Below are 15,255 nucleotides of genomic sequence, written 5' to 3'. Positions count from 1 at the left end.
TTAATCTACAACTACAGCTGGTGTTGGTTCAGGAACACGAGATAGTATTATTATTCCAATAATAAATAAAATAATTAAGCTGAAAACTCCATAATTAGACTTTCCAGTTAATTGAGTAGTTAACGCGACTAATAAAGGACCCATAATGGAAGCAAATTTACCAAAAATATTATAAAACCCGAAAAACTCATTCGAATTTTCTTTGGGAATTAGTTTCCCAAAATATGATCTGCTTAATGCTTGGATTCCACCTTGGGATGTAGCGACTAGCATTGCTAGAATCCAAAAATCTACAACTGTTTTTAAGAAGAATGCATAGGAGCAAACTATAATATAAACAAATATTCCTACATAAAGCATTTTTTTCTCCGAAAATTTACCTGCAAGCTTACCAAAAATGATAGCGAAAGGAGCAGCAACTACTTGAGTTACAAAAAGAATAATGAGTAGGTTGTTTGTATCTAATCCTAAATCTGTTCCATAAGCTGTAGACATATTAATAATTGTACCAACTCCATCAATATAAAAAAAGTATGCTAGTAAAAATAGAAAAAGAGCTCGATATTTTTTAATTTCCTTAAATGTTTTTCCTAAACGCTTAAAACTTTGAGTAATTTGATTTCCATCTCGTTCTATATAGTGTATTTGATGAACATTTTTTATAATTGGAATCGAAAATACAACCCACCATATTGCAGTAATCATAAACGAAATTCGACTTGCGGTTATACTTGAAATGGGAATTACGTCACTGCTAGCAAGCAAAATAATAACAATACTAATTAAAAACGGAATAGTACTACCGATATAACCTAGACTATAACCTCTTGAAGATACTTCATGCATTCGTTTATTGGATGTTACATCAACAATAAAACCATCATAAAACACATTTGAACCTGTTGCTCCTAATGCGGCTATGGTGTAACAAATTAATAGAAGCATCCAATTATCAAATGGAATGAAAGCGAGTAAACCGGTAAATACAACGCCGAGTACAAAGAAAAATGTGAAGAATTTCTTTTTCATACCACGATAGTCAGCAATTGATCCTAAAATTGGACCTAGCATCGCTAAAATAAACGTGAAGATTGCGATCGTATAACCTAAATATGCTGTGGAATTGGCAGCACTAACACCTGCTGCAGTCGCGGATGACTTATAAAAGATAGGGAAAACAGCTGTTGTAATAATAATTGAATAGGCAGAAGAACCCCAATCATACATAGCCCAACTATTTTCTTGTTTTGTAAATTTACCCATGTTATTTTATTCCCCCCTTATTAATTCATATTTTACATGAAAGTCATACATTTTGGTCAAATCTTCTTAAAAATTACTTAATATTAACAATTAATTACTTCCAATTCATATTCCGTTTTTCGAAAAAAAGGGTAAAAGACGAGGTCACTGTTTTTAGGTACTAGAGGAGAGGAGATAATTTAAAACCACATATATGATCTGAGTAGGATAAATACTATTTTCATTGCACAAAAATTAATTAATATACTTTTTTCTTTTAAAAAAACCACCTTATAATAGGCGGTTTCAGACTGTAGACAAACTCAATTTTGGATGTATGGAGTTGTATATTAAATTCGGCAAGGGCTACTACTTCGCTTTCCGTGGGCTTGGCTTCAGCCTCCTAGGCCAACATGATGTTGGTCATGAAGGGCATCTCCTCAGGACGAGGCGCTCTTAGTCTTCCTTCCTATATTGCGTTGATGAGGGGTCTTCTGCTCAAGCTATTCCCACAGGAGTCTTCGTGGGTCACTTTTATCGGATGAAGAAACCTCTTTAAAAAAATAACTGTCTATACATATCGGTTTTTAAAATACTTTTGTCATCAAGCTGAAACCACCTAATAAAAGGTGGTTTAATTGAAAATATACTCGATAAATTCTATCTAAAATTGCCACTCCGATTTTGCAATAGTGGAATGACCTATAAGTTAGATTTCAACTAACCTATTCTCAAAAGGATTACATAGAAGAACAAATAACAGTTTAACCTATAGTTTAATCGCAGCTTGTGATACTTCAAAAGCTAAATCCTCATTACCGAATAACTCCAGTATATGAAGTACTGTTTCTGTGTCTACTTGTAAAAAATCTTTTTCGGTTTCTTCCATAATCCTTATTAGTATTTCGTTCTCAACTTGAAAAGGGTAAGCATTTTTATATAAGGTTAGTGCATCAATACTATGATTAATACACCACTGTGTAAATAACCGAATCATAATGTTTTCATCTTCTTGATATTGTTGAATTATTTTATCCTTCAACTTCTCTTCACTCCCCATTCGTCTATAAGCACCCAAAGATTGTGAATGATAGAAATGGTCTTATTTTCTAGAGAGGAGCCATAAAATGCTTCTGAAAAAGCAGGCACAATTTTTTCTAAAAGAAAAGTTCTTGGTTTTTCTTTTGATAACTCTTCAAGAATAAACTCTATAGCTTGTTGCTCATTCTGCTGAAGATTATTCTTCTCTTCTAAATAAAATGCCTCTAATTCATCCATAACTTGTTGTTTTGAAATAAGTGAATCCTCTGTTTTTATTTCGAAATTTGCTTTTAAAAGAAGTGAATCATTTGTTTTTGCCATCTCGTAAATCATAGATTCAATTCGTCTCAAGACAAATCGTATTAATTGTTCGAAAGAAATATCCTCTAGTTTTATCCATGGATGCTGTAATTGTTGAATCATCCCTAGTGTAAGTACTGCACAATCTATTGCCACATTCTTTGTTATTTCACCGAAAACATCTTCTAATCGTTTCGAAAGCCAATTAATTTCTTCGAAGTAATTCTTTTTAATGATATCTCGGAGTTCCTCATCTTGAGAATGAATAATTGATGAGAAAAGGGGGAATAAATTATATTCACGATATATATTCATCCGAATAGACATTTGTTCAATCAATATACTCACATTGGACTCATTATGTTGAGTATGTAAGTCTCTTCTCTTAATCAATGTTTCCTCTCTAGCATTTTCAATTATAGCAATGATACATTCTGTCTTTGACGTAAAATAGTTATAAAAAGTACCTTTAGAGATTTTTGCTTCCTCGATAATATCGTGAACAGAAGTGGATCTAAAACCTTTTTCAATAAAGAGTCGTTGTGCTGCTAATAAAACATTTCGTTTTTTTGTATTCATATCTTTTAATCACCTTTAGACTAGTAGTATAAATCATATATTAACTGTTATATCAATGTTTATCAAACTTTCTTTAATTAATATGGAATTTATATTTGCTTTTTTTGAACTATGAGTATAAAATAGTCAAAGTGTTATAAAACAGGGCTAAAAAGAAGTTTAGTATAATAGGAGGAACCAATTAATGAAAGAAATGCAACACAAGCCACCGTATGCAATGATTGCAATCCTTTTTGTAGGTGCATTCATTGCGTTTTTGAATAATACGCTACTAAATGTAGCATTACCTACAATAATGAGAGAATTCGATGTGAAACCAACCGTTGTCCAATGGCTAACTACCGGATATATGCTTATAAACGGAATTTTAATTCCAGCTAGTGCATTTTTTGTTCAAAAATTCACGAATAGAAAATTATTTATAACGGCTATGATCTTTTTTACAGCAGGTACAATATTAGCTGCAGCTGCACCAGCATTTGGATTTTTAGTATTAGCAAGAATGATTCAAGCAGTTGGATCTGCAATGATGATGCCATTATTGATGAATGTTATGTTAACTGCTTTTCCAATTGAACGTCGTGGAGCGGCAATGGGGATGTTCGGATTAGTAATGATATTAGCACCAGCAATTGGTCCGACTTTATCAGGATTCATATTAGAACATTACCAATGGAGAGCTTTATTTGAAATTATATTGCCTTTTGCTGTAATTGTTTTACTTTTAGCTATATTTAAGTTGCGAAATATCACTCCTAATAGAGATGTAAAATTAGAAGTATTTTCACTTATTTTATCCAGTATTGGTTTTGGGTCACTTCTATACGGATTTAGTACGGCAGGGGATAAAGGTTGGGATGCTCCAATAGTATATGGAACAATTATAATTGGATTTATCGCAATAGTCCTTTTCGTTTGGAGACAATTAAGAGTAGATGAGCCTTTGTTGAACGTGAGAATTTATAAACATCCAATGTTCGCATTGTCTTCTGTCATTTCAATTGTTGTATCAGCTGCAATGTTTTCCGGAATGATATTAACTCCACTTTATGTGCAAACAATTAGAGGTATTTCACCATTCCATTCAGGATTATTAATGCTTCCGGGAGCAGTTGCAATGGGGATAATGTCTCCTATAACAGGTAAACTCTTCGATAAGTATGGAGCACGAGTTTTAGCGATTATTGGACTAACAATCACTACAATTGGAACTTATTTAATGAGTAATTTAGGAATGGATTCAACTTATTACTATATTATGTTCATATACACAATTCGTATGCTAGGAATGTCAATGGTAATGATGCCAATTATGACGAACGGATTAAATCAGTTACCTATGAAAATGAATCCGCATGGTACTGCTACGAATAATACATTGCAACAAGTATCAGGCGCAATTGGTTCAGCTATTTTCCTAACGATTATGAACTCGAAAATGGAATCATCTGCAAAAGTACTTGCGGCAGATGCAGCTAAAGCTGGAAATATGCCTACTAGCCCAGAAGGTCTTGCTCAATTTAAAATCGATATTGGTATGAAGGCTATGTTAGAAGGTATAGAACACACGTTCCTTGTCGCTACTTTTGTGACTATCGTTGCTCTAGTTTTATCATTTTTTGTAAAGAGAGTAAAAGTGGTAAAAGAAAGCTAAACCGGAAATGGTTTAGCTCAGACTGTTGACAAACGCTCGCATTCTTCGTTGCTTGCTCCTGCGCAAGCTCGTCGCAGACAAAAACGTTTGCACTTCGTTGTAAGCTCATGAACTTTAGTTCTATTCGCTTCCGCCTCGTGCTGGCGCGCCTCGACTGACAAGCGTTTTCAAGACAGTCTGAAGAGATACCAATCAAAAATGACTTTGTCTACAACCTGAGCTAAACCGGAAACGGTTTAGCTTTTTTTTACAGCGTTTATAAAGCCACCACAAGATTACCAAAAATAAAGGGGTGGTGGAACACTTTTTTCCCCTAATGTACTTCTACAGAAAAAGTGGAGCAAATGGTTAGTTCAAAGCACTTAGGAATTAGTGACCTTAAGATGCACTTAAAGCTTGTGCATTTTTTAAAGGCAAGCAAGTATATAAAATTGGACTACTGAAAATCCTGTATTCATAGTGTATTAGTAGCGCAGTTTTTTTTCTTAACACTGATTTGCGCCATCTCACATAAAGTTAACTCTTTATATGGAGAAATAGTTACTTTCACGATAAAATTGGTTGCTTTCGTCTCGAGAATGGTTGCTGTCACTGTGAAATCTGTAGCTTTCTCCTTACAATTAGTTGCTCTATGACAGTTTTTAACTTTCGTTTCTCAAAAAAATAGACAGTATCTATTGATAAAGAAATCCAGAGCGGACGAAATTGTATTTTCGTCCGCTTTTAAAAAGAATAGAAAGAATTTATTTTCTCATTAACCAAAATAAATGCAATATGTCTTTGCATATTCCAAGAAGGCGACGGACAAACATTCGCCACTTGATTACCGAAAAAAATGGATCGTGAAGTGACGCAGTCACTTCACAATCCAAAACTTTAATGGTAGTAGTGTAGCCAATGTTTCGGCCAAAGCACTCTAGAAATAAAGAAGACAATATGCACTTAAATTCCGCTGGTGCTTTTCTTAATTCTTATCAATTTCTTCTGTAAGAGTTATTAACTCATCTATTAAAGACCCTATATATTCAATAGTATCTCTCAATGGCTTTTCAGTCGTTATATCCACTCCTGCCATTTTAGCAAGCTCGACAGGTGACTTTGTACCACCAGCCTTTAATACTTCGGTCCATTCATCAACTGCAACTTGACCTTCTTTTAAAACACGTTTAGAAACCTGAGTAGAAATTGTTAAACCAGCACTATATGTGTAAGGATATAATCCCATATAATAGTGAGGCTGTCTCATCCAAGTTAATTCTGCACCTTCTGTAATTTCTACAGCATCTCCCCAAAACTCTTCTAAAACACTACGTTTATATTCATTTAAAATATTTGCATTCACTGGAAGTCCTTGATCAACACGTTCATAAACTTTCCGTTGATATGCAGCTTCCAATAAATGTGTAACAAAGTTATGGTAGTACGTTCTAGCGACTATTGAAGAAATAACCCATCTTTTAAACTTAGGATCATCAGAGTTTTCTAGTAAATGATTTGCAACAAGCATTTCATTCATTGTAGAAGGGGCTTCGATAAAGTATAAAGATGGTCGAGCATTAAATATATTTTGTTCCTTATTTGCGTGATAGAAGTGGCCAGCATGACCTAATTCATGGGCTAAGACAAATACTTCGTTCATTCTGCTAGACCAGGATATAAGTATATATGGATGGTTACCATATGGACTAGAACAAAATGCACCAGTCGATTTTCCTGTATTTTGAGCAAAGTCAATCCATCGTTCCTTATAAGAACGTTCGACCATATCTAAATATTCTTCACCCATAATACCAAGAGCATCTACAATATATTTCTTAGATTCTTCTATAGTTATTTTCGGTTCATAGGAGGGGTCCAGTGATATTTTTAAATCTGCAAAAGTCATTTTATCTAAACCATGTACTTGTTGTAGTAGTTTTGCATACTTACGCATATGAGGCGCAAGTTCTTTCATGATTAAATCAATTTGACGATCATATAATGTACGGTCGACCTCTTGATTTAGCAAAAGATAATCAAATATTGAGTTATATCCTCTTAAATCTGAAGTTGTTTTCTCTATTTGTACATGCATATCATATGTTTTTGCTGTTGTATGTTGATATTCCTTTAGTTTACTAGAAAAGGCTTTAAAAGCAGCACGTCTAACTTCAGTATCAGACTCGGCTTCCCAATCATTTTCAAATAATACGTAGCTTAATGGGAAGGAAGTTTCGTTTACTTCAAAATTACTAAAGGATATGTCTAACATTTTCGTCGTATCATATAATTTATAAGGTCCGTTAAATGTTGAAGAAAAAGCTGCAAGTGTTTTTTCAACTTCCGGATGTAATTGATACTGTTTTTTGATAAGAAGTTTTTGTAAATAATTTTCAAATGATGGACTATCTTCGATTGCTTTTTGTAGAATCTCATTTGGTAGTTCCACTAACTCACTATTAATAAAAGACAACTTACTATTTACTTTTGCAGAAAGCGAGGCAAACTTACTGCTACGCAGTTGTGCTTCAGTATTCGTTTGGTCGGTACTCAGTGATAAATTAGCATAAGTTCCACTTGGAACAAGTTTTTCATATATAGAAGAATATCCTTTTAGAGCATCAATTATTATAGTTGGATTGTCGATTTTCCCTTTAAACTTCTCTTCAAAATCATTTACTTCTTCCTCAACTTCTAATAATAATGCACTAAAATCTTCTTCAGATTCAAACAAATCTTTTAAATTCCATGTTTCTTCTAAAGGTATTTCGGATCTAATTGGTAAACTTTTAACCATTCTCATACTCTCCTTTTTATTACGGTTATCGAACTATCATCTAGTATATCCGTAAATGACAGAAAAGTAAAAACAATCATTTTATATATATTTTTCAAATAATTACATATTTTATTAGTGAGAATGATAGGAATATCCATTTTTAAAGTTGGAAATTTTAAAGAAATATATATCGAAAGTCTTATATTTAGAGAAGCGAATTGTTAATATTGCTAGTAATACCAAGGACTTTAGTGATGAGTCGAAATACTTTTATAATTTAAAGTTGGAAATTTGTAAATTAAGAGAAAAATTAGTATAGACTGAATTTAAAGTTTGTTTTACAATGAGATTGTTCTAACTAATAAGTTGATAGTTTCTGAAAAGCTAAAATACAAGAAAAAGACAGTAGTATAACTTATATTTTCAGAACTATCAAAATAAAATGGGGGTAAACACATGAAGACAAAGAAATTTGCTTCACTATTCCTTGCAACTTCTCTTTTAGCAGGAGTTCTTGCAGGATGTTCGAGTGGAGATGAGGGAAGTAGTTCAAAAGGTGGAGACACGATTAAAATTGGGGCCAACCTGGAGCTTTCAGGAGCTGTAGCATCATATGGTTCATCCGAAGCAGATGCTATCGACTTAGCTGTTGAAGAAATCAATGCAGCTGGTGGTATTGATGGTAAAAAGATCGAATTGATTAAAGTAGACAATAAATCGGATGCAGCAGAAGCAACTAACGCTGCTATCAAATTGACAAGCCAAGACAAAGTAACAGCAATTATTGGGGCGGCAACTAGTGGTAACTCAGTGGCACAAGTTCAAATTGCAACTGACAGCAAAACACCTATGGTCTCACCTTCTGGAACTAGTACTACTGTAACAGTAGGAGATAACGGTAAAGTGAATCCATTTACATTCCGTACTGCATTTATTGATCCTTTCCAAGGAACTGTTGCAGCGAACTTTGCAGCAAATAAATTAAAAGTGAAAAATGTAGCAGTTTATGCTGATAATGCAAGTGATTACGCTAAAGGTCTTGCTTCTTCTTTTATAAAAGATTTTGAAGCGGCTGGAGGCAAAATTGTAGCAAAAGAATCTTATGTTGCAAAAGATACGGATTTCCGCTCGACTCTTACACGCATTAAAGCTGCAAATCCAGACTTCATCTTTATTCCAGGATATTACGAAGAAGTTGGGTTAATCGTTAAGCAAGCTCGTGAATTAGGAATTACAGTTCCATTAATGGGGGCTGATGGTTGGGATTCTCCGACAATCGTTGATTTAGCTGGAGCTGATGCATTAAATAATACTTACATTATTACTGCATACTCATCAGAAGATCCAGATGGTTTAGCGAAATCTTTTGCTGAGAAGTTTAAAGCGAAATATGGTAAAGATCCTAACTCATTTAATGCATTAGGATATGATACTGTTTACCTATTAAAAGATGCTATCGAGCGTGCTGGTTCTCTAGATGGAACAAAAATTAGAGATGCAATCGAAGCTACAGACAATTTAGAATTAGTAACTGGACTATATTCTGTTGATGAAAATCATCATCCTATTAAATCTGCTACTATTATTGAGTTTGTTGATGGGAAACAAGTATTTAACACAAAAGTTAATCCTTAAGATTAGCAAGCAATATGGGGGGGATAATGCCCCTCCTTTTCTATTTCTAAACTAGTTGAAATTTTGAACTAAAGGAGTGAAACTTTATGGAATGGGTGCAACAATTAATTAACGGTATTTCACTCGGAAGTATATACGCATTAATCGCACTTGGATACACGATGGTTTATGGAATTATAAAATTAATTAACTTTGCACATGGTGACGTGTTTATGGTTGGTTCTTTCATTGGATTTTATTCTATTACAGTCTTTGGATTAGGATTTTTTCCAGCTCTTATTTTATCGATGGCTGCTTGTGCTTTATTCGGTGTTATTATTGAACGTATTGCATATAAACGTCTAAGAAATGCAACACGAATTGCCGCACTTATAACTGCAATCGGTGTATCTTTGCTAATTGAATATGGTGTTATTTATGTTAGAGGGGCTCAACCTGTTGCATATCCGGATGTATTTTCAAAACGCTCATTTGAATTTTTGGGAGCTCATATTAGCATACAATCTATTCTAATTCTCTCGGTTTCTGTAGTACTAATGATTTTATTGCAATTTATTGTGCATAAAACGAAAACTGGTAAAGCGATGAGGGCTGTTTCACATGACACTGAAGCGGCAAAATTAATGGGCATTAATGTTGATAACACAATTTCTGCTACATTTGCAATTGGTTCTGCTTTAGCTGGAGCAGCCGGTGTTATTTTTGGAGTTTATTATACAAAGATTGATCCGCTAATGGGTGTTATTCCAGGAGTAAAAGCTTTTGTTGCCGCAGTTCTTGGTGGTATTGGAATTATACCTGGAGCAATGGTAGGTGGATTGGTACTCGGAGTTGTTGAAACGGTTGTTAGTGCGCTAGGTTTCTCATTATGGAGAGATGCTGCGGCATTCGTCATTTTAATATTAATTCTGATTTTCAGACCATCTGGAATCTTTGGCAAAAATACACGAGAGAAAGTGTAGGTGGTACATAATTATGAAAAAGTCAAAACAGTTTTGGCCATTTGTTATTGCGGCAGTATTGGTATATGTAGTTGTTCAGGTTCTTATCTCAAATGGAATGATGAATCAATTTTATTCTAATACACTGATTTTTATTGCCATTAACATAATTTTAGCAGTCAGCCTACATTTGGTAATCGGTATCACAGGGCAATTTTCAATAGGGCATGCTGGATTTTTAGCAGTTGGAGCTTATTTGTCTGCCATAGTGACCATGAAGTTGCATCTTCCCTTTATAGTAGCAATTTTGGTAGGTGGGATTGTAGCTGCATTAGCTGGTTTAGTTGTTGGTATTCCAAGTTTAAGATTAAAAGGGGATTATTTAGCAATAGCTACACTTGGTTTTGCTGAAATAATTCGTATTGTTTTCTTAAACATTGACTATGTTGGTGGTGCAGCTGGTATGCAGGTATCCCATTTAACAACATGGACGTATGCATTTGTTTGTTTAGTAGTTACAATTATAGTCATTGTAAACTTCACAAATTCACGGCATGGAATAGCAGCAATTTCGGTAAGAGAAAACGAGATTGCAGCAGATGCTATGGGAATTAACACGACTTATTATAAAGTAGTAGCATTTGCAATAGGTTCTTTCTTTGCTGGTGTAGCGGGAGCTTTATATGCACATAACTTCTACATAATTCAACCAAGTCAATTTGGATTCTTGAAGTCGTTTGATATTCTAATTTTCGTAGTACTAGGTGGACTTGGAAGTATTTCAGGGGCAATTCTTTCTGCAATTTTGCTGACCGTAGTTTCTACTTATCTTCAAGGGTTTCCGGAGACTCGAATGATTATATATAGCCTTGTATTAATCTTAGTAATGTTATATCGCCCAAAAGGATTAATGGGTACGATGGAAATTACGGATTATTTCAAGCTTTGGAGAACGCCAAAAGGAGGCGGTCAACATGGAAAATAAGCCTTTGTTAGAAGTGAAAAATGCAGGTATTCAGTTTGGTGGTTTAAAAGCAGTTCAAAATTTAAATATGGTGCTAAATCAAGGCGAGTTAGTTGGTTTAATTGGACCGAATGGTGCTGGGAAAACAACTAGTTTCAACTTATTAACAGGAGTATACGTTCCGACAGAAGGGGATATTTTGTTTGATGGGGAACGTATCAACGGGTTACCTCCTTATAAAGTTACAAGAAAAGGTATAAGTCGTACGTTTCAAAATATTCGACTTTTTAATGATTTATCTGTATTAGACAATGTTAAAGTTGCCTATCATTCTCTTGCGAAGCATTCTATTTTAAGTTCGGTTTTACGATTACCCTCTCATTTTAAGGGTGAACAAGAAATGGAAGAAAAATCAATTGAATTTCTTAAAATTTTTAAACTAGACAAATATAAAGATGAACTAGCAAAGAACCTACCATATGGTCAACAACGAAGATTAGAAATTGCTAGAGCATTGGCTGCCGGTCCTCAACTTCTATTATTAGATGAACCAGCTGCTGGTATGAACCCTCAAGAAACGAAAGATTTAATGGATTTAATCGCTTTTATACGCAATAAATTTGAATTAACCATTTTACTTATTGAGCATGATATGAATTTAGTAATGGGTGTTTGTGAAAGAATCTATGTGCTAGATCATGGTCAACTTCTTGCTGAAGGATCACCAGAGGAGATCCGTAACCATCCTAAAGTTATTGAAGCGTATTTAGGGGAGGAAGTCCACGATGACAATGCTTAAAATTGAAAATATTGATGTGTTTTATGGGAATATCCAGGCACTAAGAGATGTCTCAATCGAAGTAAATGAAGGAGAAATAGTTACTCTTATTGGTGCAAATGGTGCTGGAAAAAGTACTCTATTAAAAACTATTTCTGGATTGCTAAAGCCTAAAAAAGGAACAATAGAGTTTTTAGATAAATCTATTTCTGGAAAACAAGCTCAAGCTATTGTTAAATCAGGAATCTCGCACGTACCAGAAGGCCGTCGAGTATTCGCAAATTTGACGGTTGAAGAAAATTTAGAATTAGGGGCTTTTTTAAGAAAAGACAAAGCTGGCATTCATTCAGACATGCAAAAAGTATATGAGATTTTCCCAAGATTATTAGAACGAAAAAAACAACACTCTGGTACCCTTTCAGGAGGAGAACAACAAATGCTTGCGATGGGTCGTGCCATAATGGCAAAGCCTAAGCTAGTATTATTAGATGAACCATCGATGGGACTTGCTCCATTAATGGTTAAAACAATTTTCGAAGTAATAAAAGATATCAATCAAGATGGAACAACTGTGTTACTAGTAGAACAGAATGCGAATATGGCATTATCAGTTGCAAGTCGTGGTTATGTAATTGAAACAGGGAGAGTAGTAATTTCTGGTTCATCAAAAGACTTACAAACAAGTGAAGAAGTACGACAAGCTTATTTAGGTGGACATTAAGCTATTCACATTAAATAATTTATCTAAAGCTTTCATTAAGTGAAAAAACTTAATGAAAGCTTTTTTCTTGTACTTCTATTGACATGTTAAGTGGTATAATAGGAAAATATGCATTTTTTTGGAGGAACAATGATTAAAACTCTTAGATTTTGGATACTTACTCTTATTTCTTTTTCATTAATTGCAATATTAATTAGTACTTTTTTCTCTAGTTATTTAGTCACAAAGAAAAGTCTAATTAATAATTCTTTGGAACAGAACGAAGTATACTCATTAAAACTTGCGCAGCTAACCCAAGAAGTTTTTAAGTCAATGCAAGCTAATTTAGAAGCAAGAAAACCAGATGTAATTGAAAATATGGATGATCCGATTGAGCTTACTAGAATTCTAGATCAATTATTGATCAGTGGAAAAAACTTTAACTCTCTGTCTGTAATAGGAAGCGATGCTATAGCAATAGCTACTTCACCAAATATAGGAATTGCAGGAAACAAAATTGAATCACCAGGGGTACTTGAAGCGCTCAGCAAAAAAACTAATATTATTTCAAGTCCCTATAGAGCAATTACTGGTCGGCTACTAATACTGATTTCAACACCATTATTCGATGCTCATAATAAATACATAGGCATGTTAAATGGAACTATTTATTTGGAAGAAGATAATTTTATAAAAGATATTTTAGCAGAGCATTTTAGTGAAGATGGCTCATATGTATTTGTAGTAGACAAAGAAGGAACTTTAATTTACCATCCTGAAAAAAACAGAATTGGGGAAAGTGTAAGAGAAAACAAAGTAGTTCAAAGTTTAATGGAAAAACAAAGTGGAGCGAAAGAAATTTTCAATTCAAAAGGGCAACATGTACTTGCAGGATTTTCGTATATAGATGCTAGTGAATGGGGAGTTGTATCACAAACGCCATACAAGAGTAGCTTAAATCCTTTAAGTGGTATAATGCAAAAAATGTTTTTCTATACAATGCCCTTTGTCATTGTATTTTATATTTTGGCTTTCTTGTTATCAGAAAAGCTTGCCTCTCCTTTGAAAAATTTAGCTTTATTTACGATGAACTCTAATTCGGAAGAAACCTATGAAAATTCTAAGATTTCGACTTGGTATTTTGAAGCAAAACAGCTTACAGAAACGATAGAAAAATATCGTAAGATGCAAGAAGAAACATTAGCTGATTTTAAACAGCAATCATTAACCGATTCATTGACTGGGTTAAGAAATAGAAGATACCTAGATTTACTTTTTACAGATTTAATAGAACAAAATAAAGTATTTTCTATCATTATGATTGATATTGACCATTTTAAAAAAGTAAATGACGAGTTTGGACACCAAGCTGGAGATGAGGTATTAAAATTTTTGGCAAATCATATGACATCAGCTTCATATGAAAAAGGTGTATGTATTAGACTTGGTGGAGAGGAGTTTCTTATTGTAATTCCAAATACTCAAGCTAAAGACACCTATGATTTGGCTGAAAAATTAAGAAAAGATGTAGAAATAAGCATGCCACCTATAAATAGAAAAATTACTATATCTACAGGTGTAGGTGAATATAAATTAAATCAAGAAAGTATAAGTAGCTTAATGCATCGAGTTGACGAAGCTTTATATGCAGCAAAATCCGGGGGTAGAAATAGAACAGTTATTTCTAAGTAACTATAAACACTATTTATTTAAATGGTTTTAGTATAAAAGCTAAAGGGATTGCCCCTAAAATGTCAACTTTAGAATTGAGTCTTGGTATTCTCATTGCTTTATTTATTTTAATGGTCTTTGCTCTTGTATTAATAAAAGTAAGCGTAAAAATCCCTATTCATCGATTCTTTATAGTAGCGACGGTTCTAATTTATCTATTGGCATTCAAAATTATTGGAGTTAGTGTGCATACTTTACAGTTAACAAGTGTAGTTCCAATGACCACGGTAGATTATTTACCTGTCTTTAGTTCACTTGGCTTTTATCCAACATAAGAAACGATTATCCCACAAATGTTATTAATTTGTGTCTTTAAATGTGGAACCTTTTCCGGAAGAAATAAAAAAGAAGTTTTTCTCGCATTCAAACGCGGAAAAACTTCTTTTCTTGATTTGTTTGCTAATCCCCTATAAGTCGCCGCCTTCCGCTTTAATCAACAGTTCAAATAAAGGGAACATGGAAAGTATATGGATTATCGTCTGCGAAACCAGTGCCTCATCAGTCTCACAGAGGAACAAAGGCTAAGAGCGCCACATCGTGTGGCAACGCCTTCGTGACCAACATCCTGTTGGCCTCCGGCTGGAGTCGCCACCTTTCACTACAATCCATTAAGTGAGTAGTACCTAACAAGAAGAAGATTTAGCCCGGCTATAGCTAAGAGGATAGAAGTAGTTTAAGTAAACGTAGTGGTCATGCCATCCTGTAATCGTTGTTGTTTGCCGCTGCAAGCGGGAGGGTAAGCATCAAGCTGCTTCACTTCCTCCTGCGCAAGCTTGTCGCAAAAAAGACTTTGCTCCTGCGATTACTCGTTGCCTTGCGAAATCGGCTCTAAACAATATGTAGCATCCACCGATAAAGAAGCGGAGAGCTTCCGAAATGTTATCTTCGGAAGCTTTTAAAAGAGTAGGAAAGTATGTCTTCCCTAATTATCC

Annotated in this window: 12 protein-coding genes; 8 read left to right on the top strand and 4 right to left on the bottom strand. The window is 34.1% G+C overall.

What is annotated here, in order from left to right; genetic code table 11:
• From ACTSKG_RS04550 to ACTSKG_RS04540, 3 genes are all read right to left on the bottom strand, one after another.
• Positions 1–1,263: an MFS transporter gene (locus ACTSKG_RS04550; RefSeq protein ID WP_464756963.1), complete on the bottom strand. Its 1,263-nt coding sequence runs from the start codon at positions 1,261–1,263 to the stop codon at positions 1–3.
• A gap of 748 nt (positions 1,264–2,011) precedes the next feature.
• Positions 2,012–2,284, bottom strand: coding sequence for a hypothetical protein (locus tag ACTSKG_RS04545; RefSeq protein WP_464756962.1), 273 nt, complete (start codon positions 2,282–2,284; stop codon positions 2,012–2,014).
• Positions 2,281–3,162: a TetR/AcrR family transcriptional regulator gene (locus tag ACTSKG_RS04540; protein WP_464756961.1), complete on the bottom strand. Its 882-nt coding sequence runs from the start codon at positions 3,160–3,162 to the stop codon at positions 2,281–2,283. The genes ACTSKG_RS04545 and ACTSKG_RS04540 overlap by 4 nt, the downstream gene beginning before the upstream one ends.
• A gap of 184 nt (positions 3,163–3,346) precedes the next feature.
• Between ACTSKG_RS04540 and ACTSKG_RS04535 the strand changes: the two genes are divergently transcribed.
• Positions 3,347–4,816: a DHA2 family efflux MFS transporter permease subunit gene (locus tag ACTSKG_RS04535; RefSeq protein WP_464756959.1), complete on the top strand. Its 1,470-nt coding sequence runs from the start codon at positions 3,347–3,349 to the stop codon at positions 4,814–4,816.
• A gap of 964 nt (positions 4,817–5,780) precedes the next feature.
• On the opposite strand, the gene pepF is transcribed toward ACTSKG_RS04535, so the two are convergent.
• Complete coding sequence (pepF, locus tag ACTSKG_RS04530) at positions 5,781–7,592, bottom strand: oligoendopeptidase F (RefSeq protein WP_464756958.1); 1,812 nt, start codon at positions 7,590–7,592, stop codon at positions 5,781–5,783.
• A 438-nt stretch (positions 7,593–8,030) separates the two neighbouring features.
• On the opposite strand from pepF, the gene ACTSKG_RS04525 reads away from it, so the two are divergent.
• From ACTSKG_RS04525 to ACTSKG_RS04495, 7 genes are all read left to right on the top strand, one after another.
• On the top strand, positions 8,031–9,209 hold the full coding sequence (locus ACTSKG_RS04525) for an ABC transporter substrate-binding protein (RefSeq protein ID WP_464756957.1): 1,179 nt from the start codon (positions 8,031–8,033) through the stop codon (positions 9,207–9,209).
• An 86-nt stretch (positions 9,210–9,295) separates the two neighbouring features.
• Complete coding sequence (locus ACTSKG_RS04520) at positions 9,296–10,171, top strand: branched-chain amino acid ABC transporter permease (protein ID WP_464756956.1); 876 nt, start codon at positions 9,296–9,298, stop codon at positions 10,169–10,171.
• A 13-nt stretch (positions 10,172–10,184) separates the two neighbouring features.
• Positions 10,185–11,135 (top strand): branched-chain amino acid ABC transporter permease, encoded by a 951-nt coding sequence (locus ACTSKG_RS04515; RefSeq protein ID WP_464756955.1) that lies wholly within the window; start codon positions 10,185–10,187, stop codon positions 11,133–11,135.
• Positions 11,125–11,913 carry an ABC transporter ATP-binding protein gene (locus ACTSKG_RS04510; protein ID WP_464756954.1) on the top strand — a complete coding sequence of 263 codons (789 nt, stop codon included), beginning with the start codon at positions 11,125–11,127 and terminating at the stop codon, positions 11,911–11,913. The genes ACTSKG_RS04515 and ACTSKG_RS04510 overlap by 11 nt, the downstream gene beginning before the upstream one ends.
• Positions 11,906–12,613, top strand: coding sequence for an ABC transporter ATP-binding protein (locus ACTSKG_RS04505; protein ID WP_464757971.1), 708 nt, complete (start codon positions 11,906–11,908; stop codon positions 12,611–12,613). The genes ACTSKG_RS04510 and ACTSKG_RS04505 overlap by 8 nt, the downstream gene beginning before the upstream one ends.
• A 129-nt stretch (positions 12,614–12,742) precedes the next feature.
• Positions 12,743–14,284, top strand: a complete 1,542-nt coding sequence (locus ACTSKG_RS04500; protein ID WP_464756953.1) for a sensor domain-containing diguanylate cyclase — start codon at positions 12,743–12,745, stop codon at positions 14,282–14,284.
• A 59-nt stretch (positions 14,285–14,343) separates the two neighbouring features.
• Entirely contained in the window at positions 14,344–14,598 is a 255-nt protein-coding gene (locus ACTSKG_RS04495) for a hypothetical protein (RefSeq protein ID WP_464756952.1), read from the top strand.
• Positions 14,599–15,255 lie beyond the last annotated feature (657 nt).

Source organism: Psychrobacillus syltrankelensis, from assembly GCF_055454035.1.
This window is presented reverse-complemented; position numbering and strand designations above follow the sequence as displayed.

What these genes read in the sequence shown, in the direction of transcription:
- pepF (WP_464756958.1), bottom strand. Translation starts at nt 7,592, where the DNA reads ATGGTTAAAAGTTTACCAATTAGATCCGAAATACCTTTAGAAGAAACA.
- ACTSKG_RS04535 (WP_464756959.1), top strand. Translation starts at nt 3,347, where the DNA reads ATGAAAGAAATGCAACACAAGCCACCGTATGCAATGATTGCAATCCTT.
- ACTSKG_RS04550 (WP_464756963.1), bottom strand. Translation starts at nt 1,263, where the DNA reads ATGGGTAAATTTACAAAACAAGAAAATAGTTGGGCTATGTATGATTGG.
- ACTSKG_RS04495 (WP_464756952.1), top strand. Translation starts at nt 14,344, where the DNA reads ATGTCAACTTTAGAATTGAGTCTTGGTATTCTCATTGCTTTATTTATT.
- ACTSKG_RS04510 (WP_464756954.1), top strand. Translation starts at nt 11,125, where the DNA reads ATGGAAAATAAGCCTTTGTTAGAAGTGAAAAATGCAGGTATTCAGTTT.
- ACTSKG_RS04520 (WP_464756956.1), top strand. Translation starts at nt 9,296, where the DNA reads ATGGAATGGGTGCAACAATTAATTAACGGTATTTCACTCGGAAGTATA.
- ACTSKG_RS04515 (WP_464756955.1), top strand. Translation starts at nt 10,185, where the DNA reads ATGAAAAAGTCAAAACAGTTTTGGCCATTTGTTATTGCGGCAGTATTG.
- ACTSKG_RS04500 (WP_464756953.1), top strand. Translation starts at nt 12,743, where the DNA reads ATGATTAAAACTCTTAGATTTTGGATACTTACTCTTATTTCTTTTTCA.
- ACTSKG_RS04505 (WP_464757971.1), top strand. Translation starts at nt 11,906, where the DNA reads ATGCTTAAAATTGAAAATATTGATGTGTTTTATGGGAATATCCAGGCA.
- ACTSKG_RS04525 (WP_464756957.1), top strand. Translation starts at nt 8,031, where the DNA reads ATGAAGACAAAGAAATTTGCTTCACTATTCCTTGCAACTTCTCTTTTA.
- ACTSKG_RS04540 (WP_464756961.1), bottom strand. Translation starts at nt 3,162, where the DNA reads ATGAATACAAAAAAACGAAATGTTTTATTAGCAGCACAACGACTCTTT.